Annotated in this window: 3 protein-coding genes; all 3 read right to left on the minus strand. The window is 72.3% G+C overall.

The window, feature by feature from the left end; all coding sequences use genetic code 11:
* A partial coding sequence (locus ACWC5C_RS35685) for a type I polyketide synthase (RefSeq protein ID WP_450882417.1) occupies window positions 1-6033 on the minus strand: 6033 nt, incomplete at its 3' end.
* 60 nt (window positions 6034-6093) lie between these two features.
* On the minus strand, window positions 6094-11718 hold the full coding sequence (locus ACWC5C_RS35690) for a type I polyketide synthase (RefSeq protein WP_450882419.1): 5625 nt from the start codon (window positions 11716-11718) through the stop codon (window positions 6094-6096).
* Between the two features lie 32 nt (window positions 11719-11750).
* The gene (locus tag ACWC5C_RS35695) at window positions 11751-21296 is read right to left on the minus strand and encodes an SDR family NAD(P)-dependent oxidoreductase (RefSeq protein WP_450882421.1); all 9546 of its coding nucleotides are present in this window, start codon (window positions 21294-21296) and stop codon (window positions 11751-11753) included.
* Window positions 21297-21363 lie beyond the last annotated feature (67 nt).

Consider the following 21363-nt stretch of genomic DNA (forward strand, 5'->3'; position numbering starts at 1 on the left):
GTACGAGGCCAGCTGCTCCGCCTGCGCACCCAGCGCATCGGCAGACTTCGCCGACACCACCAACGGCACCGCACCATCGGACACCACGCGCTCAGGAGCGTCGTCCTCGACGGACTCGAGAATCACATGCGCGTTCGTGCCGCCGATGCCGAAGGCCGACACACCTGCGCGCCTCGGCCGATCCGCCTCCGGCCACTCGCGCGCCTCCGTCAGCAACTCCACCGCACCCGCCGACCAATCCACCGCCGACGTCGGCTCATCTACGTGCAGCGTCTTCGGCAGCACACCCCGCCGCATCGCCTCCACCATCTTGATCACACCAGCCACGCCCGCCGTGGCCCCGGTGTGGCCGATGTTGGACTTCAGGGCTCCCAGCCACAGCGGACGGTCTTCGGCCCGCTCCTGCCCGTACGTGGCGATCAGCGCCTGCGCCTCGATCGGGTCGCCCAGCGACGTACCGGTCCCGTGCGCCTCCACCGCATCCACATCGGCGGCCGACACACCCGCGTTCGCCAGGGCCTGCCGGATCACGCGCTGCTGCGACGGGCCGTTCGGCGCGGTCAGGCCGTTCGAGGCACCGTCCTGGTTGACCGCGCTGCCCCGTACCACCGCCAGCACCTGGTGCCCGTTCGCCCGGGCGTCCGACAACCGCTCCAGCAGCAACAGTCCGACGCCCTCGGCCCAGCCCGTACCGTCCGCGCCGTCGGCGAACGCCTTGCAGCGGCCGTCCGGGGCGAGGCCGCGCTGGCGCGAGAACTCCACGAACACGCCCGGGGAAGACATCACGGCGACGCCTCCGGCCAAGGCCATCGAGCACTCGCCGGTCCGCAGGGCCTGGGCCGCGGAATGCAACGCCACCAACGACGACGAGCACGCCGTGTCGATGGTGAGCGCGGGCCCTTCGAGCCCCAGCGCGTAGGAGATACGCCCGGAGGCGACGCTGCCCGCGCTGCCGGTCAGCGCGTATCCCTCCGTACCCTCGGCGCCGCCGCCGAGGCGTGGGGTGTAGTCCTGCGATCCCATGCCGGTGAACACGCCGACGTCCTTGCCCCGCATGGACGTGGGGTCGATTCCGGCCCGTTCGAAGACCTCCCACGAGGTTTCCAGCAGCAGCCGCTGCTGCGGGTCCATGGCGAGTGCCTCGCGGGGGTTGATGCCGAAGAATCCGGCGTCGAAGGCCGCGACGTCGTGCAGGAAGCCGCCACGCCGCACATAGGACGTGCCTGCGGCGTCCGGGTCGTCGGAGAAGAGGTGCTCCAGGTCCCAGCCTCGGTCGGTCGGGAAGTCGCGGCCCCCTTCGCGCCCCTCGGCCAGCAGTGTCCACAGCTCCTCGGGGGTTCGTACGCCACCGGGCAGTCGGCAGCTCATCGCCACGATCGCGATGGGCTCGTCGGCAGCTGAGCGCATCTCACCCGGAGATACCACAGCAGTGGCCGAAGCGGCCGAGGCTGCCTCGCCGAGGAGTTCCGTACGCAGATACTCGGCCAGCGCCACCGGGTTCGGGTAGTCGAAGACCAAGGTGGCGGGCAGCCGCAGCCGGGTGGCGGCGGCCAGGCGGTTGCGCAGCTCCACCGCCGTGACCGAGTCGAACCCGATCTCCTTGAACGCCCGCTCGGCCGCCACGGTGTCGCGGTCCACGTGTCCCAGTACCGAACCCGCCTCCCCGCGCACCAGGTCGGTCAGCGTCCGCCGCTGCTCGGCCTCGGACACTTCCAGCAGCTGGGCGCGGAGTGCGGAGGCGACGGCGTCCGGCTCGTCCTCGCCGGTGGCCGCCAGCAGTTCGGTGACCTCCGGAAGGCCGCGCAGCAGCGGTCGCGGCCGCGCCAGGCTGAACGTCGGGGCGAAGCGGCTCCAGTCGATTCCGGCGACGACCAGATGTGTCCGGTCGTGCTCGACCCCCTGCACCAGGGCGGAGACGGCGAGCTGGGGGTCCATGAGGATGACGCCGAGCCGGGTCATCTCGGCGGCCATCGCCTCGTCCACCATGCCACCGCCCGCCCAGGCGCCCCAGGCGATCGACGTGGCGGTGAGGCCTCGGGCGCGACGGCGGTGGGACAGGGCGTCGAGGTAGGCGTTGGCACCGGCGTACGAGGTGAGGCCGGAGCTGCCCCAGGCGGTGGCGCCGGAGGAGAACAGCACGAACGCGTCCAGCTCGCGATCGGCCAGCAGCTCATCGAGGTGCCGGGCCCCGGCGATCTTGGCGCGGCCCATCTCGACGAACCGCTCCACGTCGAGTTCGGACAATGGCGCTTCGGTCTGGTTCGCCCCGGCGAGGTGCAGTACGGCGGTCAGGGGGTGCTGGTCGGGGACGAGGTCGAGCATCGCGGCCACAGCCTCGCGGTCGGCGACGTCGCAGGCGGCGATGGTCACCTGTGCGCCCCGTTCCTCCAGCTCGGCGCGGAGGTCGGCGGCGCCCGGCGCCTCGGCGCCACGGCGGCTGGTCAGGATCAGATGTCCGGCGCCCTGCTCGGCCACCCACCGGGCCACATGCGCTCCGGTGCCACCCGTGCCACCCGTGATCAGTACGGTCCCGCGTGGTGTCCAGGGGGTGGCGGGCGTGCCGTCCAGGGGCGCGCGCAGCATGCGACGGGCGTACAGACCGCCGGTACGAACGGCGAGCTGGTCTTCGCCGTCGGCCCCCGCCAGCGCCGCGCAGAGCAGGTCGATCGCCCGGCGATCGGCGTCGGCGGGCAGGTCGACCAGCCCGCCCCAGGTGTCCGGGTGGTCCAGTGCCAGTACCGTGCCGACACCCCACATCATGTGCTGGAGTTCGCTGGTCAGCTCGGCGGAGTCGGCCACCGCGACACCACCGGAGGTCACCGCCCACAGGGGTGCGGCGATCCCCGCGTCGCCGAGTGCCTGCACCAGGGTGACCGTGTTGATCGTGCCCTGTGACCAGGTGGAATGGACGGAGTGGGGGCGGTCGTCAAGCGCGAGGAGCGAGAGGACACCGGCCACCGGCTCGTCCGGCAGCAGCGCGGCGAGTTGCTCGCGGTCGTGGCCGTCGACCTCGATGCGGAGGATGTGCAGGCCGCGTTCGGCGAGGCCGTCGAGGATGGTGTCGGCGAGGGTGCTTCGATCGGCGCCGAGCGCCACCAGCCAGGTGCCGGAAGCCGTGTGGGAGCCGGGGTTCACCCGCTCCCAGTCGAGACGGTAGCGCCATCCGTCGACAACGGACTGGTCCTGGCGTCGCCGCCGCCAAGACGACAGCGCGGGCACCACCTGATCCAGCACGGAGGCGTCCAGGTGCAGGTCATCGGCGAGCGAGCCGGTGTTTCCGGCGTCGATGGCGGCCCAGAAGGCGGCGTCGACCGGGTCGGCCTGCGTGGGCCTTTCCCCCGCGTCGAGCCAGTAGCGCTGGTGCTGGAAGGGGTACGTGGGCAGGGTGACGTGGCGGGTGTCGGCCTGGTCGAACGCGGCCGTCCAGTCCACGTCCACGCCCGCTACGTACGCCTCGCCGACCGACCGCAGGAAGCGGTCCAGGCCGCCTTCGTCACGCCGCAGCGACCCGATCGCGGCACCGTCCACACCGGCCGCCTCCATCGACTCACCCAGCACGAATCCGAGCACGGGGTGCGGGCTCATCTCCACGAACACCCGCTGACCACCAGCCAGCAGCTGATCGGTGACCTCACCGAGCAGGACCGTCTGGCGCAGGTTGCGGTACCAGTACGCCGCGTCCAGGCCAGCGGTGTCGATCACCTCGCCGGTCACCGTCGAGTGGAACGGAATCGGCGAGGACACCGGACGCACCGAGCCCAGCACCTCCAGCAACTCCGCCTCGATCTCCTCCACCTGGACCGAATGCGAGGCGTAATCCACCGGCACCCGCCGAACCCGCACCCCCTCCGACTCCAGCACCTCCGTCAGCGCGTCCAACGCACCGACCTCACCAGCCACCACCGTGGACGACGGACCATTGACCGCCGCCACCGACAGCCCCTCACCCAGTCGACCCGCCACCGCGTCCGCCGACAGCGCCACCGACGCCATCCCGCCACCACCGGCCAGCCGCGACGCGATCACCTGACTGCGCCGCGCCACCACCAACGCGCCATCCCCCAACGACAACCCACCCGCCACACACGCCGCCGCGATCTCCCCCTGCGAATGCCCCACCACCCCGACGGGCTCCACACCGAACGAACGCCACAACCCCGCCAACGACACCATCACCGCCCACAACACCGGCTGCACCACATCCACCCGCGCCAACATGGCCTCATCGCCCAGCGCGTCGCGGAGCGACCAGTCCACGAAGGGCGCCAGCGCCTCTTCACACGCGGTCATGTGCTCCGCGAACACCGGGGACGACGCGATCAGTTCGCTGGCCATCCCCACCCACTGCGCCCCCTGACCCGGGAACACGAACACCACATCACCGGCGCCCACACCACCCGAGCCCGCACGCGACAACCCCGCCAGCCCAGACACGGCGTCACCACGCGAACCCGCCACCACCACACCCCGGTGGTCGAATTCCGATCGCGCGGCCAACGAAGCTGCTACATCGGCGAGTTCAGCGGTGGGCTGATCGTTCAGGAAGGTGGCCAGACGCCCGGCCTGGGCGGTCAGCGCCTCCGGCGACTTCGCGGACAGCACCAGCGGCACCACACCTCCCGATGCCGGAACGCGCTCGACGACCTCGTTCTCCAGCGCTTCGAGAATCACATGGGCGTTGGTGCCGCTGAGTCCGAAGGAGGAGACACCGGCGCGGCGCGGCTCATCGCGCCGGGGCCACTCGCGGGCCTCGGTCAGCAGTTCCACGGCGCCAGCCGACCAGTCCACTTCCGGAGTCGGGGCGTCGACATGGAGGGTCTTCGGCAGCACACCGTGCCGCATCGCCTCCACCATCTTGATGACCCCGGCCACACCGGCCGCCGACTGGGCGTGGCCGATGTTGGACTTCAGCGAACCCAGCCACAGCGGACGGTCCTCGGCACGCTCCTGCCCGTACGTGGCGATCAGCGCCTGCGCCTCGATCGGGTCACCCAGCGACGTACCCGTCCCATGCGCCTCGACCACATCAACATCCACCGCCGACAACCGCGCATTCGCCAACGCCGCACGAATCACCCGCTGCTGCGCAGGACCATTCGGCGCCGTCAAACCATTCGACGCACCATCCTGATTCACCGCCGAACCACGCACCACAGCCAACACCTCGTGGCCGTGCCGCCGAGCGTCCGACAACCGCTCCAACAACACCAGCCCCACACCCTCGGAGAAGCCGGTTCCGTTGGCGCCCGCCGCGAACGCCCTGCACCGGCCGTCCGGGGAGAGCCCGCGCTGGCGGGAGAACTCCACGAACATCTGGCTGTCGGACATGACGGCGGCGCCACCCGCCAGCGCCATCTCCGATTCGCCGGAGCGCAGCGACTGCACGGCGAGGTGAATGGCCACCAGCGACGACGAACACGCGGTGTCCACCGTCACCGACGGGCCCTCCAGGCCCAGGGTGTACGAGACGCGGCCCGAGGCGAAGCTGCCCGCGCTGCCGCGCCCCAGGTAGGCCTCCAGGTCCTCGGGGACCTCATGCACCCGGGGGGCGTAGTCGTGGTGCATCACCCCGGTGTAGAAGCCGATGTTCTGGCCGCGCAGGGCGGTCGGAGCGATTCCGGCCCGTTCGAAGACCTCCCACGAGGTCTCCAGCAGCAGCCGCTGCTGCGGGTCCATCGCCAGCGCCTCACGCGGGGAGAGCCCGAAGAACCCGGCGTCGAATCCCGTGGCGTCCTCGATGAACCCGCCCTCGCGGACATAGGACTTCCCGGGCACGTCGGGGTCGGGGTCGTACAGCCCCGCCACGTCCCAGCCACGGTCCGTGGGGAATTCGGTGATGCCGTCGACGCCCTCGGACACCAGTCGCCACAGGTCTTCCGGCGAGGCCACTCCGCCCGGCAGACGGCAGGCCATGCCGACGATGGCGATCGGCTCCCACGCCTTCTCCTCGACCTCGCGCAGTCGCCGCGTGGCCTGACGTGCGGTGGCGACAGCCTTGTTGAGGTAGTCGCGGTACTTCGTGTTGTCCACCATGGAAGGTCAAGCTCCTCGCGGGAATCCAGCGGGCCGGGGCGTCAGGAATCACTGAATTCGTCAGGAAATGCTGAATTCGTTGTCGATGATGTCGAAGACCTCGTCGTCGCTCACCGACGCGAGATCGTCGTCGCTCTCGCCCGTGGTGGTGAGGGAGTCCGGGCTCCACTTGGCCGCAAGGGCCTGCAGGATGGCCGTCACCCGGTTGCGCACGGCGGGGTCCTCGGCCACCGAGGCGAGCGCGGCGGCCAGCTTCTCGGCCTCGGTCACCGCGTGGTGGACGGCGGGGCCGCTGTCCGGGACCAGTCCCTCGCGCAGATGGCGCACCAGGACTTCCGGTGTCGGGTGGTCGAAGAGCAGGGTGGCGGGCAGGCGCATGCCGGTGGCGGCGGACAGCTTGTTCCGCAGTTCGACGGCCGTGAGCGAGTCGAGCCCCAGTTCCTGGAAGGCCCGGCCTGGTGCGATGGCCCGCACATCGGTGTGACCGAGCACCACCGCCGCCTCCGCGCGCACCAGCTCCAGGAGGATGTCCGTCTGCTCGTCCTCGGTGAGTCCGGCCAGCCGCCGGTGCAGTGAACCGGCCGTGGCGAGGTCGGTACGCCGCGCCCTGGCCTCGGCGGCGACGATGCGGCGGACCTCGGGCACACCCTGCAACAGGGCGCTCGGCCGGGCAGAGGTGAAGGCGGGGACGAACTTCTTCCAGTCGATGCTCGCGATGGTCATCGTGGTCTCGCCGCCGGTCAGCAGCTGTTCCAGCGCGGAGAGCATCAGCTCGGGCGGTACGGGGCCGATGCCCTGGCGGCGCAGCTGTGGCGCCGAGGTGGCGTCGACCATGCCACCGCCCGCCCAGGCTCCCCAGGCCACCGAGGTGGCGGGCTTGCCGAGGCTCCGCCGGTGCTGGGCGAGGGCGTCCAGGAAGGCGTTTCCGGAGGAGTAGGCGCTCTGGTTGCCACTCCCCCACACCCCGGCGATGGAGGAGAACAGCACGAACGCGTCGAGGGAGGTGCCGTCGAGCAGTTCGTCGAGGTGTGCGGCTCCGGCGGTCTTCGCGGACACGATGTCGGCGAATTCCGCCACGGTGGTGTCGGCGAGGGCACCGAAGCCGTTGACTCCGGCGGCGTGCACCACGGCCCGCACCTGGTCACCGTCGGTCTCCAGCTGCCGCAGGAGGTCTGCGAGCCCCTGCCGGTCCGCCACATCACACGCGCTGAGGGTCACGCGGACGCCCGCCGCGGTGAGTTCCGCCTCCAGTGCGGTGGCGCCGGGGCTGTCCGCTCCACGGCGGCTGACGAGGACGAGGTGTTCCGCGCCCTTTCCGGCGAGCCACCTCGCGACATGGGCGCCGAGCGCGCCCGTACCGCCGGTGATGAGGACCGTGCCCGAGGGCTGCCACGAGGGCTCCCCCGTGGTGTGGTCCAGCTGCGCCCGCTCCAGACGGCGTACGAACACACCGTCCTCGCGCAGCGCGAACTGGTCCTCGCCCTCGCACCCCCCGCCCAGCACGGTGGCCCAGCGCGCGAGGGCTTCGGCGGGGAGCTTCTCGGGGAGATCGACCAGTCCGCCCCAGCGCGCGGGGTGTTCCAGCGCGGCCACCTGGCCGAGCCCCCAGAGCGCGGCTTGGGCCGGGCCCCGTACCGGGTCGGTGTCGCCCGTGGTCACCGCGGCCTGGGTGACCGGCCACAGCGGTGCGTCGACTCCGGCGTCGCCGAGCGCCTGGACCAGGCCGAGCGTGGCCGCGAGCCCCTGGGAGACGCCCGGCTGTCCGGGAAGCGCGGTCTCGTCCAGCGCGAGCAGCGACAGTACGCCGGTGATGTCGTGCTCGTCGGCGTGTTCACGGATCCGCTGGGTGAGCGCGGCCCGGTCGGTGTCGGTCACCGACAGCAGGAGGGGGTGTGCGCCGTGCTCGCTGAGCGCCGCGATACCCGCCTGGGTCACATCGCCGTCCGCGTGCGCAGCGGGGGCCACCACCAGCCACGTGCCGGTGGTCGAGGGCGCGTCGGGCAGTTCGACGGGCGCCCAGCCGGTCCGGTAGACCCAGCGGTCGAGGCGGGATGCCCGGTTGTGCCGTGCCAGCCGCGCTTCGGCGAGCTGTTCCGGTGTGACCTGGCGCCCGATGAGGGCGTCGATCCGTGCGACGGGCATGCCGCTGTGGTCGGTGACGGTCACCTGCCACACGTCGTCGCCCTGGGGTACGAAGTGTGCGCGCAGCCGTGAGGTGCCGTGCGCCCACAGGGCGACACCGTTCCAGGAGAAGGGCAGCCGGGGAAGCCCGGTGCCGTAGATCAGCGGGGCATGCAGCGACGCGTCCAGGAGCGCGGGGTGAAGGGCGAACCGGGCCGCGTCCTCCCGCTGCTGCTCCGGCAGCGCCACCTCGGCGAAGATCTCCTCGCCACGGGTCCACACCGCGCGCAGCCCCTGGAACGCGGGCCCGTACTCGTATCCCCGCTCCGCCAGGCGCTCGTACATCGTGTCGACGTCCAGCGGTACGGCGGTGGCCCCAGCCGGGGGCCAAGCCAGCAGGGGCTCGGCGGGTTCCGGGCTCTCGGCCACCAAGGTTCCTGCGGCGTGGCAGGTCCATTCTGCGGGAGCGCCCTCGGTGTCCCTCTCGGACTCAGGCTCGGGCCGGGAGTACACCGATACGGCCCGGCGGCCAGTCTCGTCCGGCCCGCCGACCTCGACGCGCACCTGGATGTCGCCGTCCTGGGGCAGGATCAGGGGCGCCTCGATCACCAGTTCCTCGATGACGCCGCAGTCGACCTCGTGGCCCGCGCGGAGGACCAGGTCCACGAAGCCGGTGCCGGGCAGGAGAGCCGTGCCCCACACCGCGTGGTCGGCCAGCCAGGAGTGTGTACGGGTGGACCAACGGCCGGTGAGAACAAGGCCGTTGGTACCGGGCAGCTCAACTTCCGCGCCCAGCAGCGGGTGGTCCGGGGTGGACAGCCCCGCCGTCGACACATCGCCCGCCGGGCGCTCGGCGCGCAGCCAGTAGCGCTGGTGCTGGAAGGGGTACGTGGGCAGGGTGACGTGGCGGGTGTCGGCCTGGTCGAACGCGGCCGTCCAGTCCACGTCCACGCCCGCTACGTACGCCTCACCCACCGACCGCAGGAAGCGGTCCAGACCGCCTTCGTCACGCCGCAGCGACCCGATCGCGGCACCGTCCACACCGGCCGCCTCCATCGACTCACCCAGCACGAACCCCAGCACGGGGTGCGGGCTCATCTCCACGAACACCCGCTGACCACCAGCAAGCAGCTGGTCGGTCACCCCGCCCAGCAGGACCGTCTGGCGCAGGTTGCGGTACCAGTACGTGGCGTCCAGGCCAGCGGTGTCGATCACCTCGCCGGTCACCGTCGAGTGGAACGGAATCGGCGAGGACACCGGACGCACCGAGCCCAGCACCTCCAGCAACTCCGCCTCGATCTCCTCCACCTGGACCGAATGCGAGGCGTAATCCACCGGCACCCGCCGAACCCGCACCCCCTCCGACTCCAGCACCTCCGTCAGGGCGTCCAGGGCGGCGACCTCACCGGCCACCACCGTGGAGGACGGGCCATTGACCGCCGCCACCGACAGCCCCTCACCCAACCGCGATGCCACCGCGTCCGCCGACAGCGCCACCGACGCCATCCCGCCACCACCGGCCAGCCGCGACGCGATCACCTGACTGCGCCGCGCCACCACCAACGCGCCATCCTCCAACGACAACCCACCCGCCACACACGCCGCCGCGATCTCGCCCTGCGAATGGCCCACCACCGCGACGGGCTCCACCCCGTACGAACGCCACAACCCCGCCAACGACACCATCACCGCCCACAACACCGGCTGCACCACATCCACCCGCTCCAGGGCGAACTCATCCCCCAACACATCGAACAGAGACCAGCCCACATGAGGCGCCAATGCCTCAGCGCACCGCTCCATCCACCCCGCGAAGACCTCGGACTCCGCCAACAGCTCCACCGCCATACCCACCCACTGCGCCCCCTGCCCCGGGAACACGAACACCACATCACCGGCGCCCACACCACCTGAACCCGAGCCCGCACTCGACAACCCCGCCAACCCGGACACGGCGTCGCCACGCGAACCCGCCACCACCACACCCCGGTGGTCGAATTCCGATCGGGCGACCAACGAAGCGGCCACATCGGCGAGTTCAGCGGTGGGCTGATAGTTCAGGAAGGACGCCAGACGCCCGGCCTGGGCGGTCAGCGCCTCCGGCGACTTCGCGGACAGCACCAGCGGCACCACACCGCCAACCACACCATTCGGCGCCGAAGCCCGCTCCACGGACTCGCTCTCGACCGCTTCGAGGATCACATGTGCGTTGGTGCCGCTGATTCCGAACGAGGACACCCCCGCCCGACGCGGACGGCCCGTCTCCGGCCACTCACGCGCCTCGGTCAGCAGCTCCACCGCACCCGCCGACCAGTCCACCGCCGACGTCGGCTCATCCACATGCAGGGTCTTCGGCAGCACACCGTGCCGCATCGCCTCCACCATCTTGATGACCCCGGCCACACCCGCCGCCGCCTGCGCATGCCCGATGTTCGACTTCAGCGAACCCAGCCACAGCGGACGATCCTCGGCCCGCTCCTGCCCGTACGTCGCCAGCAGCGCCTGCGCCTCGATCGGGTCGCCCAGCGACGTACCCGTCCCATGCGCCTCCACGGTGTCCACATCCACCGCCGACAGCCGCGCATTCGCCAACGCCGCACGAATCACCCGCTGCTGCGCAGGCCCATTCGGCGCCGTCAGACCATTCGACGCACCGTCTTGGTTGACCGCGCTGCCTCGTACCACCGCCAGTACCTGGTGCCCGTTCGCCCGAGCGTCCGACAACCGCTCCAACAACACCAGCCCCACGCCCTCGGCCCAGCCCGTGCCATCGGCGGTCTCCGCGAACGCCTTGCACCGGCCGTCCATCGACAGGCCCCGCTGCCGCGAGAACTCGATGAAGCTCCCCGGCGTCGACATCACACACACGCCGCCCGCCAGCGCCATTCCGCACTCGCCCGAACGCAGCGCCTGCGCCGCCAGGTGTATCGCGACCAGCGACGACGAACACGCGGTGTCCACCGTCACCGCAGGGCCCTCGAAGCCGAAGGTGTACGACACCCGGCCGGACACCACACTGCCCGCGCCACCGGTCAGCACATAGCCTTCGATCTCCTCGGAGCCCGTCCCCATGCGCGGCGCGTACTCCTGACCGGCGACACCGGCGAACACTCCGACGTGCCGGTCGGGCAGTTCCGCGGGGTTCATCCCGGCCCGCTCGAACACCTCCCACGAGGTCTCCAGCAGCAGCCGCTGCTGCGGATCCATCGCCAGCGCCTCACGCGGGCTGATCCCGAAGAAGTCCGCGTCGAACCCGGCGACATCGGACAGGAAGCCACCGTCCCGTACGTACGAGGTGCCCGGGGCGTCCGGGTCCGGGTCGTACAGCCCCGCCAGGTCCCAGCCACGGTCCGCCGGAAACCCCGAGATGCCGTCCACGCCCTCGGACGCCAGCCGCCACAGGTCCTCCGGCGAGGCCACCCCGCCGGGCAGGCGGCAGGCCATGCCGACGATGGCGATCGGTTCGGTCTGCGCACCCTCGGCCTCACGCAGCCGCTCACGGGTCTTCTGCAGCTCAGCCGAGACCCGCTTGAGGTAAGCGAGGGACTTGTCGTCGTTCGTCATGGTTCCTCGTCTCGTGTCCGGAGAGCGGCGGGTCACGCGAGCCCCAGCTCGTTGTCGATGAAGGCGTAGACGTCGTCCGCCGTGGCCGACGCGAGCTGGTCCACGGCGGCGCCGTCCGTCTCGCCCGCGGCCTCGCTGAGCCTCGCGCCCAGGACGCGCAGCCGGGTGCCGATCCTGGTGTCGGTGATGTCCTCGGTGAGCAGAGCGGACACCGCGGCCTCCAGCGAGTCCAGCGTGGACAGGGTGGAGAGGACCGGGTCGGTGTCCTGGGCCAGCTCCTGGTGGAGATAGCCCGCCAGCAGGGTGGGCGCCGGGTAGTCGAAAACGGCGGTCGCGGGCAGGCGCAGACCGGAGGCCCGGCCGAGGCGGTTGCGCAATTCGACCGCCGTCAGCGAGTCGAATCCGGCGTCCTTGAAGGCGCGGTCGGGCACGATCAGCTCCGGGTCCCGGTGGCCGAGTACGGTGGCGGCCTCCTTCCGCACCACGTCCAGCACCTGGTCCGCCCACTCGTCGGCGGGGAGCGTGGCCAGCCGTTCGGCCAGCGTCCGGCCGGTGGGTGTGTCCGTGCGCGCCGTGCGCCGTGGGGGCCGTACGAGGCCGCGCAGCAGCGGATGCAGTTCGCCGTGTTCCGCCTGGCCACGGAGTACGGTCAGGTCGAGCCTGGCGGGCACCACGGCCGCGTCGCCGCCTCGGAGCGCCGTGTCGAACAGGGCCGTTCCCTCGTCGGCGGCCAGGCCCACCATGCCGTCGCGCTTGGTGCGCTGGAGGTCGGCTTCGGCGAGCCCGCTGGTCATCTCGCTGGCCAGCGACCAGAAGCCCCAGGCGAGGGAGACGGCGGGCAGGCCCTGGGCGCGGCGCTGGTGTGCGAGGCCGTCGAGGAAGGCGTTGGCCGAGGCGTAGTTGGCCTGGCCGGGGTTGCCGAGGACGCCCGCCGCCGAGGAGAAGAGGACGAAGGCGGCGAGGTCCAGATCGCGGGTCAGCTCGTGCAGGTGGAGCGCGGCGTCGGCCTTCGGCCGGAACACTCCGGCGATGCGCTCGGGTGAGAGCGCGGGGACCACTCCGTCGTCGACCACGCCCGCGGTGTGCACCACGCAGGTGAGCGGGGAGTTCGCGGGGACGGACGCCAGCAGGTGTGCCAGGGCGTCGCGGTCGGCGGCGTCGCAGGCCTCGATCCGGACCGTGGCGCCGAGGCGGGTCAGTTCGGCTTCGAGTTCCGCCGCGCCGGGTGCGCCGGGGCCGCGCCTGCTGGTGAGCAGCAGGTTGCGGACGCCGTACGCGGTGACCAGGTGGCGGGCGAACAGGGTGCCGAGGGTGCCGGTGCCGCCGGTGATCAGCGCGGTGCCACGGGGGTCGGGTCGGCGGGGCACGGTGAGGACCGCCTTGCCGATGTGGCGGGCCTGGCTGAGGTGGCGGAAGGCGTCGGGGGCGTGCCGTACGTCCCACGCCGTGAGGGGCAGCGGGGTGAGCGAGCCGTTCTCGAAGAGTTCCACCAGGTCGGCGAGCAGCTGCCGGGTGCGCTCGGGTCCGGCTTCTACGAGGTCGAAGGCGCGGTAGGTGACGTCGGGGTGGCGCCGGGCGATGTCGGTGGCGTCGCGGATATCGGTCTTGCCCATTTCCAGGAACCGGCCGCCGCGCGGCAGCAGACGCAGCGAGGCGTCGACATATTCACCGGCCAGGGCGTCGAGTACCACGTCCACGCCACGGCCCTGGGTGGCGTCGAGGAATTCCTGCTCGAAGGCGAGAGTGCGGGAGTTGGCGATGTGATGGTCGTCCAGCCCGTTCGCCCGGAGGGTCGGCCACTTGCCGGGGCTCGCCGTGCCGTACACCTCGGCGCCGAGGTGGCGGGCCACCTGGACGGCGGCCATGCCGACGCCTCCGGCGGCGGCGTGGATGAGCACCGTCTCCCCGGGCTGGACGGCGGCCAGGTCGTGGAGGCCGTAGTACGCGGTGAGGAAGGCGATGGGGGTGGCCGCGGCCTGCGCGAAGGTCCAGCCCTCGGGGACGCGGACGAGGGTGCGGTGGTCGGTGACCGCCTCGGGTCCGAAGGCGCCGCCGGGGAAGAGGCCCATCACACGGTCGCCGGGGGCCAGTCCCGTGACACCGGGCCCGGTTTCCAGGACGACACCGGCGCCTTCGCCACCGATGGCGGCGTTGCCGGGATACATGTCGAGCGCGATGAGGACGTCGCGGAAGTTCATGCCCGCGGCGCGGATCGCCACCCGGACGTGGCCTTCCGGGAGCTTTTCCACCGGGTCGGAGGGCACCAGGGCCAAGTGGTCGAGGGTGCCCGCCTCGGTGGTGTCCAGGTGCCAGGTGCGGGTGTCCGTGGGGATGGTGAGGCCTTCGGCGGTGGCCCTGACCAGCCGGGGCGCGGAGGCCACGCCCTCGCGGACGGCGAGTTGTGGTTCCCCGGTGGCGAGCGCTGCCGAGAACGCGGGGCGTGAGGCCGGGTCGCCGTCGAGGTCGGCCAGGACGATCCGGCCCGGGTTCTCGGACTGGGCGGAGCGCACCAGGCCCCAGACGGCCGCCCCGGCCGGGTCCGCCGTCTCGCCGTCGCGTACCGCGACCGCGCCACGGGTGAGGACGACCAGCCGGGCCGTGTCGTCCTCCGGCTTGGCGAGGAACGCCTGGAGTTCGGCGAGTACGCGCGAGGTCAGCGCGTGGGCGTGGGCGGCGCCCGGCCCTTCGGCGGCGGCCTCGGTGACGGCCTCGGTGACGGCCTCGATGACCTGGGCCGCTTCGAGTCCGCCCGTCCGTGCTTCGGTGTGCTCGGTGTGCGGCGCTTCGACGGGCAGTGCCGTCCACGCGGTACGGAACAGCGCGTCGTGGAGGGGTTCCGCCGCCGGACGCAGCTGTGCGGCGGCCACGGGGCGGAGCACCAGCGACGCGACAGTGGCGACGGGGGCACCGGTCCGGTCGGCGATGCGCAGCGACATCGCGTCGTCGCCGAAAGGTTCCAGGTGGACGCGGAGGGCGGACGCGCCCGAGGCGTGCAGCCGTACCCCGGTCCAGGCGAAGGGCAGGAGGCGTTCGCCGCCGTCCGGTTCGGCGATGGCGCCGAAGGCGCTGAGGTGCAGTGCGGCGTCGAAGAGTGCGGGGTGGAGGCCGAACTGCCGAGCCTCGTCGTGGTGTTCGTCGTCGAGGGAGACCTCGGCGAACACCTCCTTGCCACGGGTCCATACGGCTCGTACGCCCTGGAACACCGGGCCGTACTCGTAGCCCGCCGCGAAGCGTTCGCGGTAGAAGTCGGTCACCTCGACCGGCTGGGCGCCCGTCGGGGGCCACTGGGCGAGGGCGGGCTCCGGGTCCGGTGCCGCCGCCATCAGCGCGCCGGTGGCGTGCCGGGTCCACACGGCGTCCGATGGATCCGCGTCGGTGGGACGGGAGTACACGCCCACCGGGCGGTCGCCGGTCTCGTCCGGGCCGCCGACGCAGACCCGTACGTCCACGGCTCCGGTGTCGGGCAGCAGCAGGGGCGCTTCCATGACCAGTTCGCGCAAGGTCTCCGTGCCGACCTCGTCACCGGCGCGGACGGCGAGTTCCACCAGTCCGGTCCCGGGGAGCAGGACGGCTCCGGAGACAGCGTGGTCGGCGAGCCAGGGGTGGGTGGCGAGGGACAGCCGCCCGGTGCACACCACACCGCTGGTGTCGGGGAGCTGGACGGTGGCGGTGAGCAGCGGGTGCTCGGTGGGGCTGATGCCCGCCGCGCCCATGTCGCCCGCGAAACCGCCGGTGTCCAGCCAGTAGCGCTGGTGGCGGAAGGCGTAGGTGGGCAGGTCGACGCGGTGTGCTCCGGTGTCCGCGAACATCGTCCGCCAGTCCACCCGCGCGCCGCCTACGTGGGCGCGGGCGACCGCCGTGAGCAGGGCGTGGGGCTCCGGCCGGTCCTCGCGCAGGCCCGCCACGCACTCGGTCCCTTCGGGCAGACACTCCTGGGCCATGGCGGTCAGCACCCCGCCGGGGCCGAGTTCCAGCACGGTGGCCACGCCCTGCTCGCTCAGGGAGGCCATGCCCTCGGCGAAGCGTACGGTGGCGCGTACGTGGTCCACCCAGTACGCGGCGGTGCACAGCCGCTCGGGGTCGATGACCGTACCGGTCAGGTTGGACACCACCGGGAGGGTGGGCGCGGTGTAGCGCAGGCCACGGGCGACCTCGGCGAACGCGTCCAGCATGGGGTCCATCAGCGGTGAGTGGAAGGCGTGGGACACCCGGAGCCGGGTGGTCTTGCGGCCACGGCCCTTGAACGCGGCGGCGAGGCCGGTCACCGCCTGCTCATCGCCGGATATCACCACGGAGCCGGGCCCGTTGACGGCCGCGATGGCCACCTGGCCGGTCAGCTCCGGTGTGATCTCGTCCTCGGTGGCCTGAATGGCCACCATGGCCCCGCCCGGGGGCAGCTCCTGCATCAGCGTGCCACGGGCCGCCACCAGCGCGGCGGCGTCCTCCAGGGACCACAGCCCCGCCACATGGGCGGCGGCCAGTTCGCCGATGGAGTGTCCGGCGACGAAGTCCGGTCGTACGCCCCAGGATTCGACCAGGCGGTAGAGGGCCACCTCGACGGCGAAGAGGGCCGCCTGGGTGAACTTCGTCTGGTCCAGCAGCGCGGCTTCGGGTGAGTCCGGCTCCGCGAACACCACGTCGCGCAGGGGCTGTCCGAGCCGGGGGTCCAGGGCGGCGCACGCCTGGTCGAAGGCGTCGGCGAAGACGGGGTACGCGGCGTGGAGCCGCCGCCCCATGCCCACGCGCTGGGCCCCCTGGCCGGGGAAGACGAAGGCGAGTCCGCCACCGGAAGTGGCGGCGGGGTGCTCGTCCTGGAGGTCGGCGAGCGCGGTCAGGGCTTCGTCCCGGGACGCGGCCACCACCACACCGCGATGGTCGAACTCCACGCGTGCGGCCAACGAGGCGCCGATGTCGGCGAGTTCGGTGGTGGGGTGATCGTTGAGGAAGGATGCGAGGCGCCCGGCCTGGGCGGTCAGCGCCTCCGGCGACTTCGCGGAGAGCACCAACGGCACCACACCGCCAACCACACCCTGCGGCGCCTGGGCCCGCTCGGCTACCTCGCTGTCGACCGCTTCGAGGATCACGTGCGCGTTGGTGCCGCTGATACCGAACGAGGACACCCCCGCCCGGCGCGGACGGCCCGTCTCCGGCCACTCCCGCGCCTCGGTCAGCAGCTCCACCGCGCCCGCCGACCAGTCCACCGCCGACGTCGGGGCGTCCACATGCAGGGTCTTCGGCAGCACACCGTGCCGCATCGCCTCCACCATCTTGATGACCCCGGCCACACCCGCCGCCGCCTGCGCATGCCCGATGTTCGACTTCAGCGAACCCAGCCACAGCGGACGATCCTCGGCCCGCTCCTGCCCGTACGTCGCCAGCAGCGCCTGCGCCTCAATCGGGTCACCCAGCGACGTACCCGTCCCATGCGCCTCGACGGCGTCGACGTCGGCGGCCGACACACCCGCGTTCGCCAGGGCCTGGCGGATCACCCGCTGCTGCGAGGGGCCGTTCGGAGCGGTCAGCCCGTTGGACGCGCCGTCCTGGTTGAGCGCGGATCCCCGTACGACGGCCAGCACCTCGTGGCCGTGGCGCCGGGCGTCCGACAGCCGCTCCAGCAGCAGCAGTCCGACGCCCTCGGACCAGCCCGTGCCGTCGGCGGCCTCCGCGAACGCCTTGCACCGGCCGTCCACCGCAAGGCCCCGCTGTCGCGAGAACTCGATGAAACTCCCCGGCGTCGCCATCACGGCCACGCCACCGGCCAGCGCCATCCCGCACTCGCCCGAACGCAGCGCCTGCGCCGCCAGATGAATCGCCACCAGCGACGACGAACACGCGGTGTCCACCGTCACCGCAGGACCCTCGAAACCGAAGGTGTACGACACCCGGCCGGACACCACACTGCCCGCACCGCCGACACCGAGGTAGCCCTCGATCTCCTTGGACGGCCGCCGCACACCGGAGGTGTAGTCGTGGTACATCACCCCGGCGAACACGCCGGTACGGCTGCCGCGCAGCGTCGCGGGGTCGATTCCGGCGCGTTCGAAGACCTCCCACGAGGTTTCCAGCAGCAGCCGCTGCTGCGGATCCATCGCCAGCGCCTCACGCGGGCTGATCCCGAAGAAGTCCGCGTCGAAGCCCGCCGCGTCGTCGAGGAATCCGCCCTCGCGCACATACGACGTCCCCGGCGCGTCCGGATCCGGGTCGTACAGCCCCGCCAGGTCCCAGCCACGGTCCGCCGGGAATCCCGAGATGCCGTCCGCGCCCTCGGACACCAGCCGCCACAGCTCCTCCGGCGAGCCGACCCCGCCCGGCAGACGGCAGCCCATCCCCACGATCGCGATGGGTTCGTCCGACGGATACGTGGCGGGCAGAGCGGCGGCCGGTGCCACGGTGTGTTCGCCGAGCAGTTCCGCGCGCAGCCATCGCGCGAGGGCGAGGGGCGTCGGGTGGTCGAAGGCGAGGGTGGCGGGCAGGCCGAGCCCGGTGGCCGTCTTCAGCCGGTCGCGCAGCCCGACCGCCGTGGCCGAGGTGAAGCCCAGGTCGCTGAAGGCCCGTTCGGCGTCGATCCGGTCCGTCGCCGGGAGACCGAGCACCTCGGCGGCTTCCGCGCACACGGTCGCGAGCAGCGCGGTGGTCCGTTCGGCCTCGGGGAGCGCGGCGATCCGCGCACGCAGTACGGACGCGGCGGGGTCGCCGGGCGTGCCGGGCCGGGCGGGGGCGTCGATCAGGCCGCGCAGTACGGCGGGGACCGGGCCGTCGCGCAGCGCGGCGTGGTCGAGCTTCAGCGCGACGAACGCCGCATCGTCCCGCGCGCAGGCGGCGTCGAACGCCACCAGCGCCTGCTGCTCCGGAAGCGCTCCCGCTCCTGCCAGTGCGGCAGCGCCCGGGGCCTCTCCCTGCCACGGTCCCCAGCACAGGGACAGGGCGGGCAGGCCGTGTGCGCGGCGGTGGTGGGCCAGCGCGTCGAGCGTGGCGCTCGTGGCGGCGTCCTGGTGGATTCCGGTGGCGCCGAGGGTGCCGGTGGCGGAGGAGAGCGTCACGAACAGGGACAGTTCGCGGTCGCGGGTGAGGTCGTGCAGGGCGAGGGCACCGTCCGCGGTGGCCCCGGTGCCTGTCGTGTGCACCACGGCGGCGAGGGGCGGTTGCGCGGCGTCCAGGATGGCGCGCAGCGCGGTGCGGTTCGTCGGGTCGCAGATGGCGACGGCCACCTCGGCGCCGTCGCCGGTCAGCTCGGTGCGCAGCTGGTCGGCCGCCTCCTCCCCGCGTCCGGGTGCGGTGATGAGCAGCAGGTGGCGCACTCCGTGCGCGGCCACCAGGTGGCGGGCGACGGCGGCGCCGGGTGCGGTGTCCGGGCCGCTGATCACCACGGTGCTCTCGGGATCGAGGGGCGGGGCGGACACATCGTCGGGGTCCAGGGACACCCGGGCGAGCCGGGGCAGCAGGGTGACCCCGGTGCGCACCGCGAGCTGCGGTTCGCCGCAGGACACGGCGGCGGTCAGCGATGCGGCAGACGTCGAGCCGTCCGTGTCGGTGTCAGTGCCCGTGTCGATGTCAGTGTCGGTGTCGATCAGGGCGATGCGGTCGGGGTGCTGGGTCTGCAGCGATCGGACCAGACCCCACACGGGTGCGGAGGCGATGTCGGTGACGTCCTCGTGGCCGCCGGTGGCCACCGCTCGGCGGGTGACGACGACCAGCCGCCCGGAGCCGAGGCGGTCGTCGGCGAGCCAGGACTCCAGATCGGCGGCCACGTCTCCGGCCCCCTGCGGACCCGGGCCGCGGGTCAGGTCCAGCAGCAGCACATCGGGCACCGTGCCGTCCGCCGCCACCGCCACCGCCGTGCGCGCGGCCGCGAGGTCGGGGTGGGCGTCGTACGACACACCCTCGGCGTCCAGCCGCGCGGACAGGCCGAGCGGGTCCGGTCCCCCGACCAGGGCCCAGCGGCGCGGCGGTTCCGCCGTGGGCGCCAGGGGTGTGCGCGGGATCCAGTCGACGCGGAACAGGTTGTCGTGGTGGCCGCTGCTGGACGCGCGCAGCCGGGCGCGAACCTCCAGCAGCTTATGGCGGGTGATCTTGCCCGAGGCGGTGCGCGGGATCGCGTCGATCTCGTACAGCTCTTCGGGCACCTTGAAGTACGACAGCCGGTCGCGCCACGCGGTGAACAGCCGCTGGGTATCGATGCCCTCAGGACCGGGCACGACGAACGCCACCGGGACCTCGCCGAGCAGGTCGTGCGGCTTCCCGACCACCGCGACGTCGGCCACGCCCGGGATCGCCCGCACCACCTCTTCCACCTCACCGGGGTGGATGTTCTCCCCGGCGCGGATGATGAGTTCCTTGATGCGGCCGGTGATGGTGAAGTATCCGGCCTCGTCGCGGCGGGCCAGGTCGCCGGTGTGGTACCAGCCGTCCTTGAGGGCGGCGGCGGTGGCCTCGGGCTGGTTGTGGTACCCGGCCATGACGCTCGGGCCGCGCACCCACACCTCGCCCTCCTCCCCGTCGGCGACGTCCTCGCCGCGCTCGGGGTCGACCAGCCGTACGCCGAGTCCGGGCACCGGAAGCCCGCACGAGCCCTCCACCCGGGCGCCGACGGGCCAGTTGACGGTGATGGAGCCGCAGGTCTCGGTGGATCCGTAGGCGTCGATCAGCGGGACGCCGAAGACCTCCTCGAACGAGCGGCGGAGCGCGGCGGTGGTCACCGCGCCACCGACCAGCGCCACCCGCAGGTCGGGCGCGGTGAAGCCGTGGTCGCGCGCGGCGTCGAGGAGATAGTGCAGCAGGGTGGGGACCCCGGCGAGAAGGGTGGCCCGCTCCTCGTTCAGGGCGCTCAGGACGTCCTCGGCGGAGAGCCCGTCGACAATGCGGGCGGTGGCGCCGACGGAGGCCACCGAGAGCACACACGCGATGTGGGACAGGCTGTGGAACAGGGGCAGCGGCCACACCACGCGGTCCTCGGGGCCGAGCCCCGGCACGGGCACGTAGCAGGCGGCCACCGACCACAGGCAGTTGCGCTGGCTGGACAGCACGCCCTTGGGCTTACCGGTGGTCCCGGAGGTGTAGAGCATCCACGCGAGGTCGTCCAGGCCCAGGTCGTCCCTGGCGGGCGTGGCGGGGTCGGTGGACACCAGGGTGCCGTAGGGCAGGAAGCCGGAGGGCAGGCCGGGGGTGGTCTCGTCGTGGACCATCACCACCGTCAGATGCGAGCGTGCGGGCAGCAACCGGCCGAGCTGGGCGGCGTGGGCGTGATCGGTGATGATCACGCGGGCGCCGCTGTCGTCGAGGAGGTGCGCCAGCTCGGCGTCGGTGCTGCGGGGGTTGATCGGTACGCCGACCGCGCTCGCCCTGGCGATGGCGTAGTAGCACTCCACCGTCTCGACGCGGTTGCCGAGGCAGATCGCGGCCCGGTCGCCGGGCTGGAGGCGCAGTTCGGCGAGGTGGCCGGCCAGCCTGCGGGTACGCAGCTCCAGTTCGGCGTAGCTCACGCTGCGGCGGCCATCGCGGTAGGCGGGTTTGTCGCCGAACCGCCGGGCCTGCGTAACGAGCAGCTCGTGCAGCGGGCGGATCAGCTCCGTGCGCAACATGTCGTTATCCCTCCGGACGGACAAGAGACGTGCATGCCGCGGTGGCAGAAGGTCGCCTCAACCCGTC

The organism is Streptomyces sp. NPDC001700, assembly GCF_053596435.1.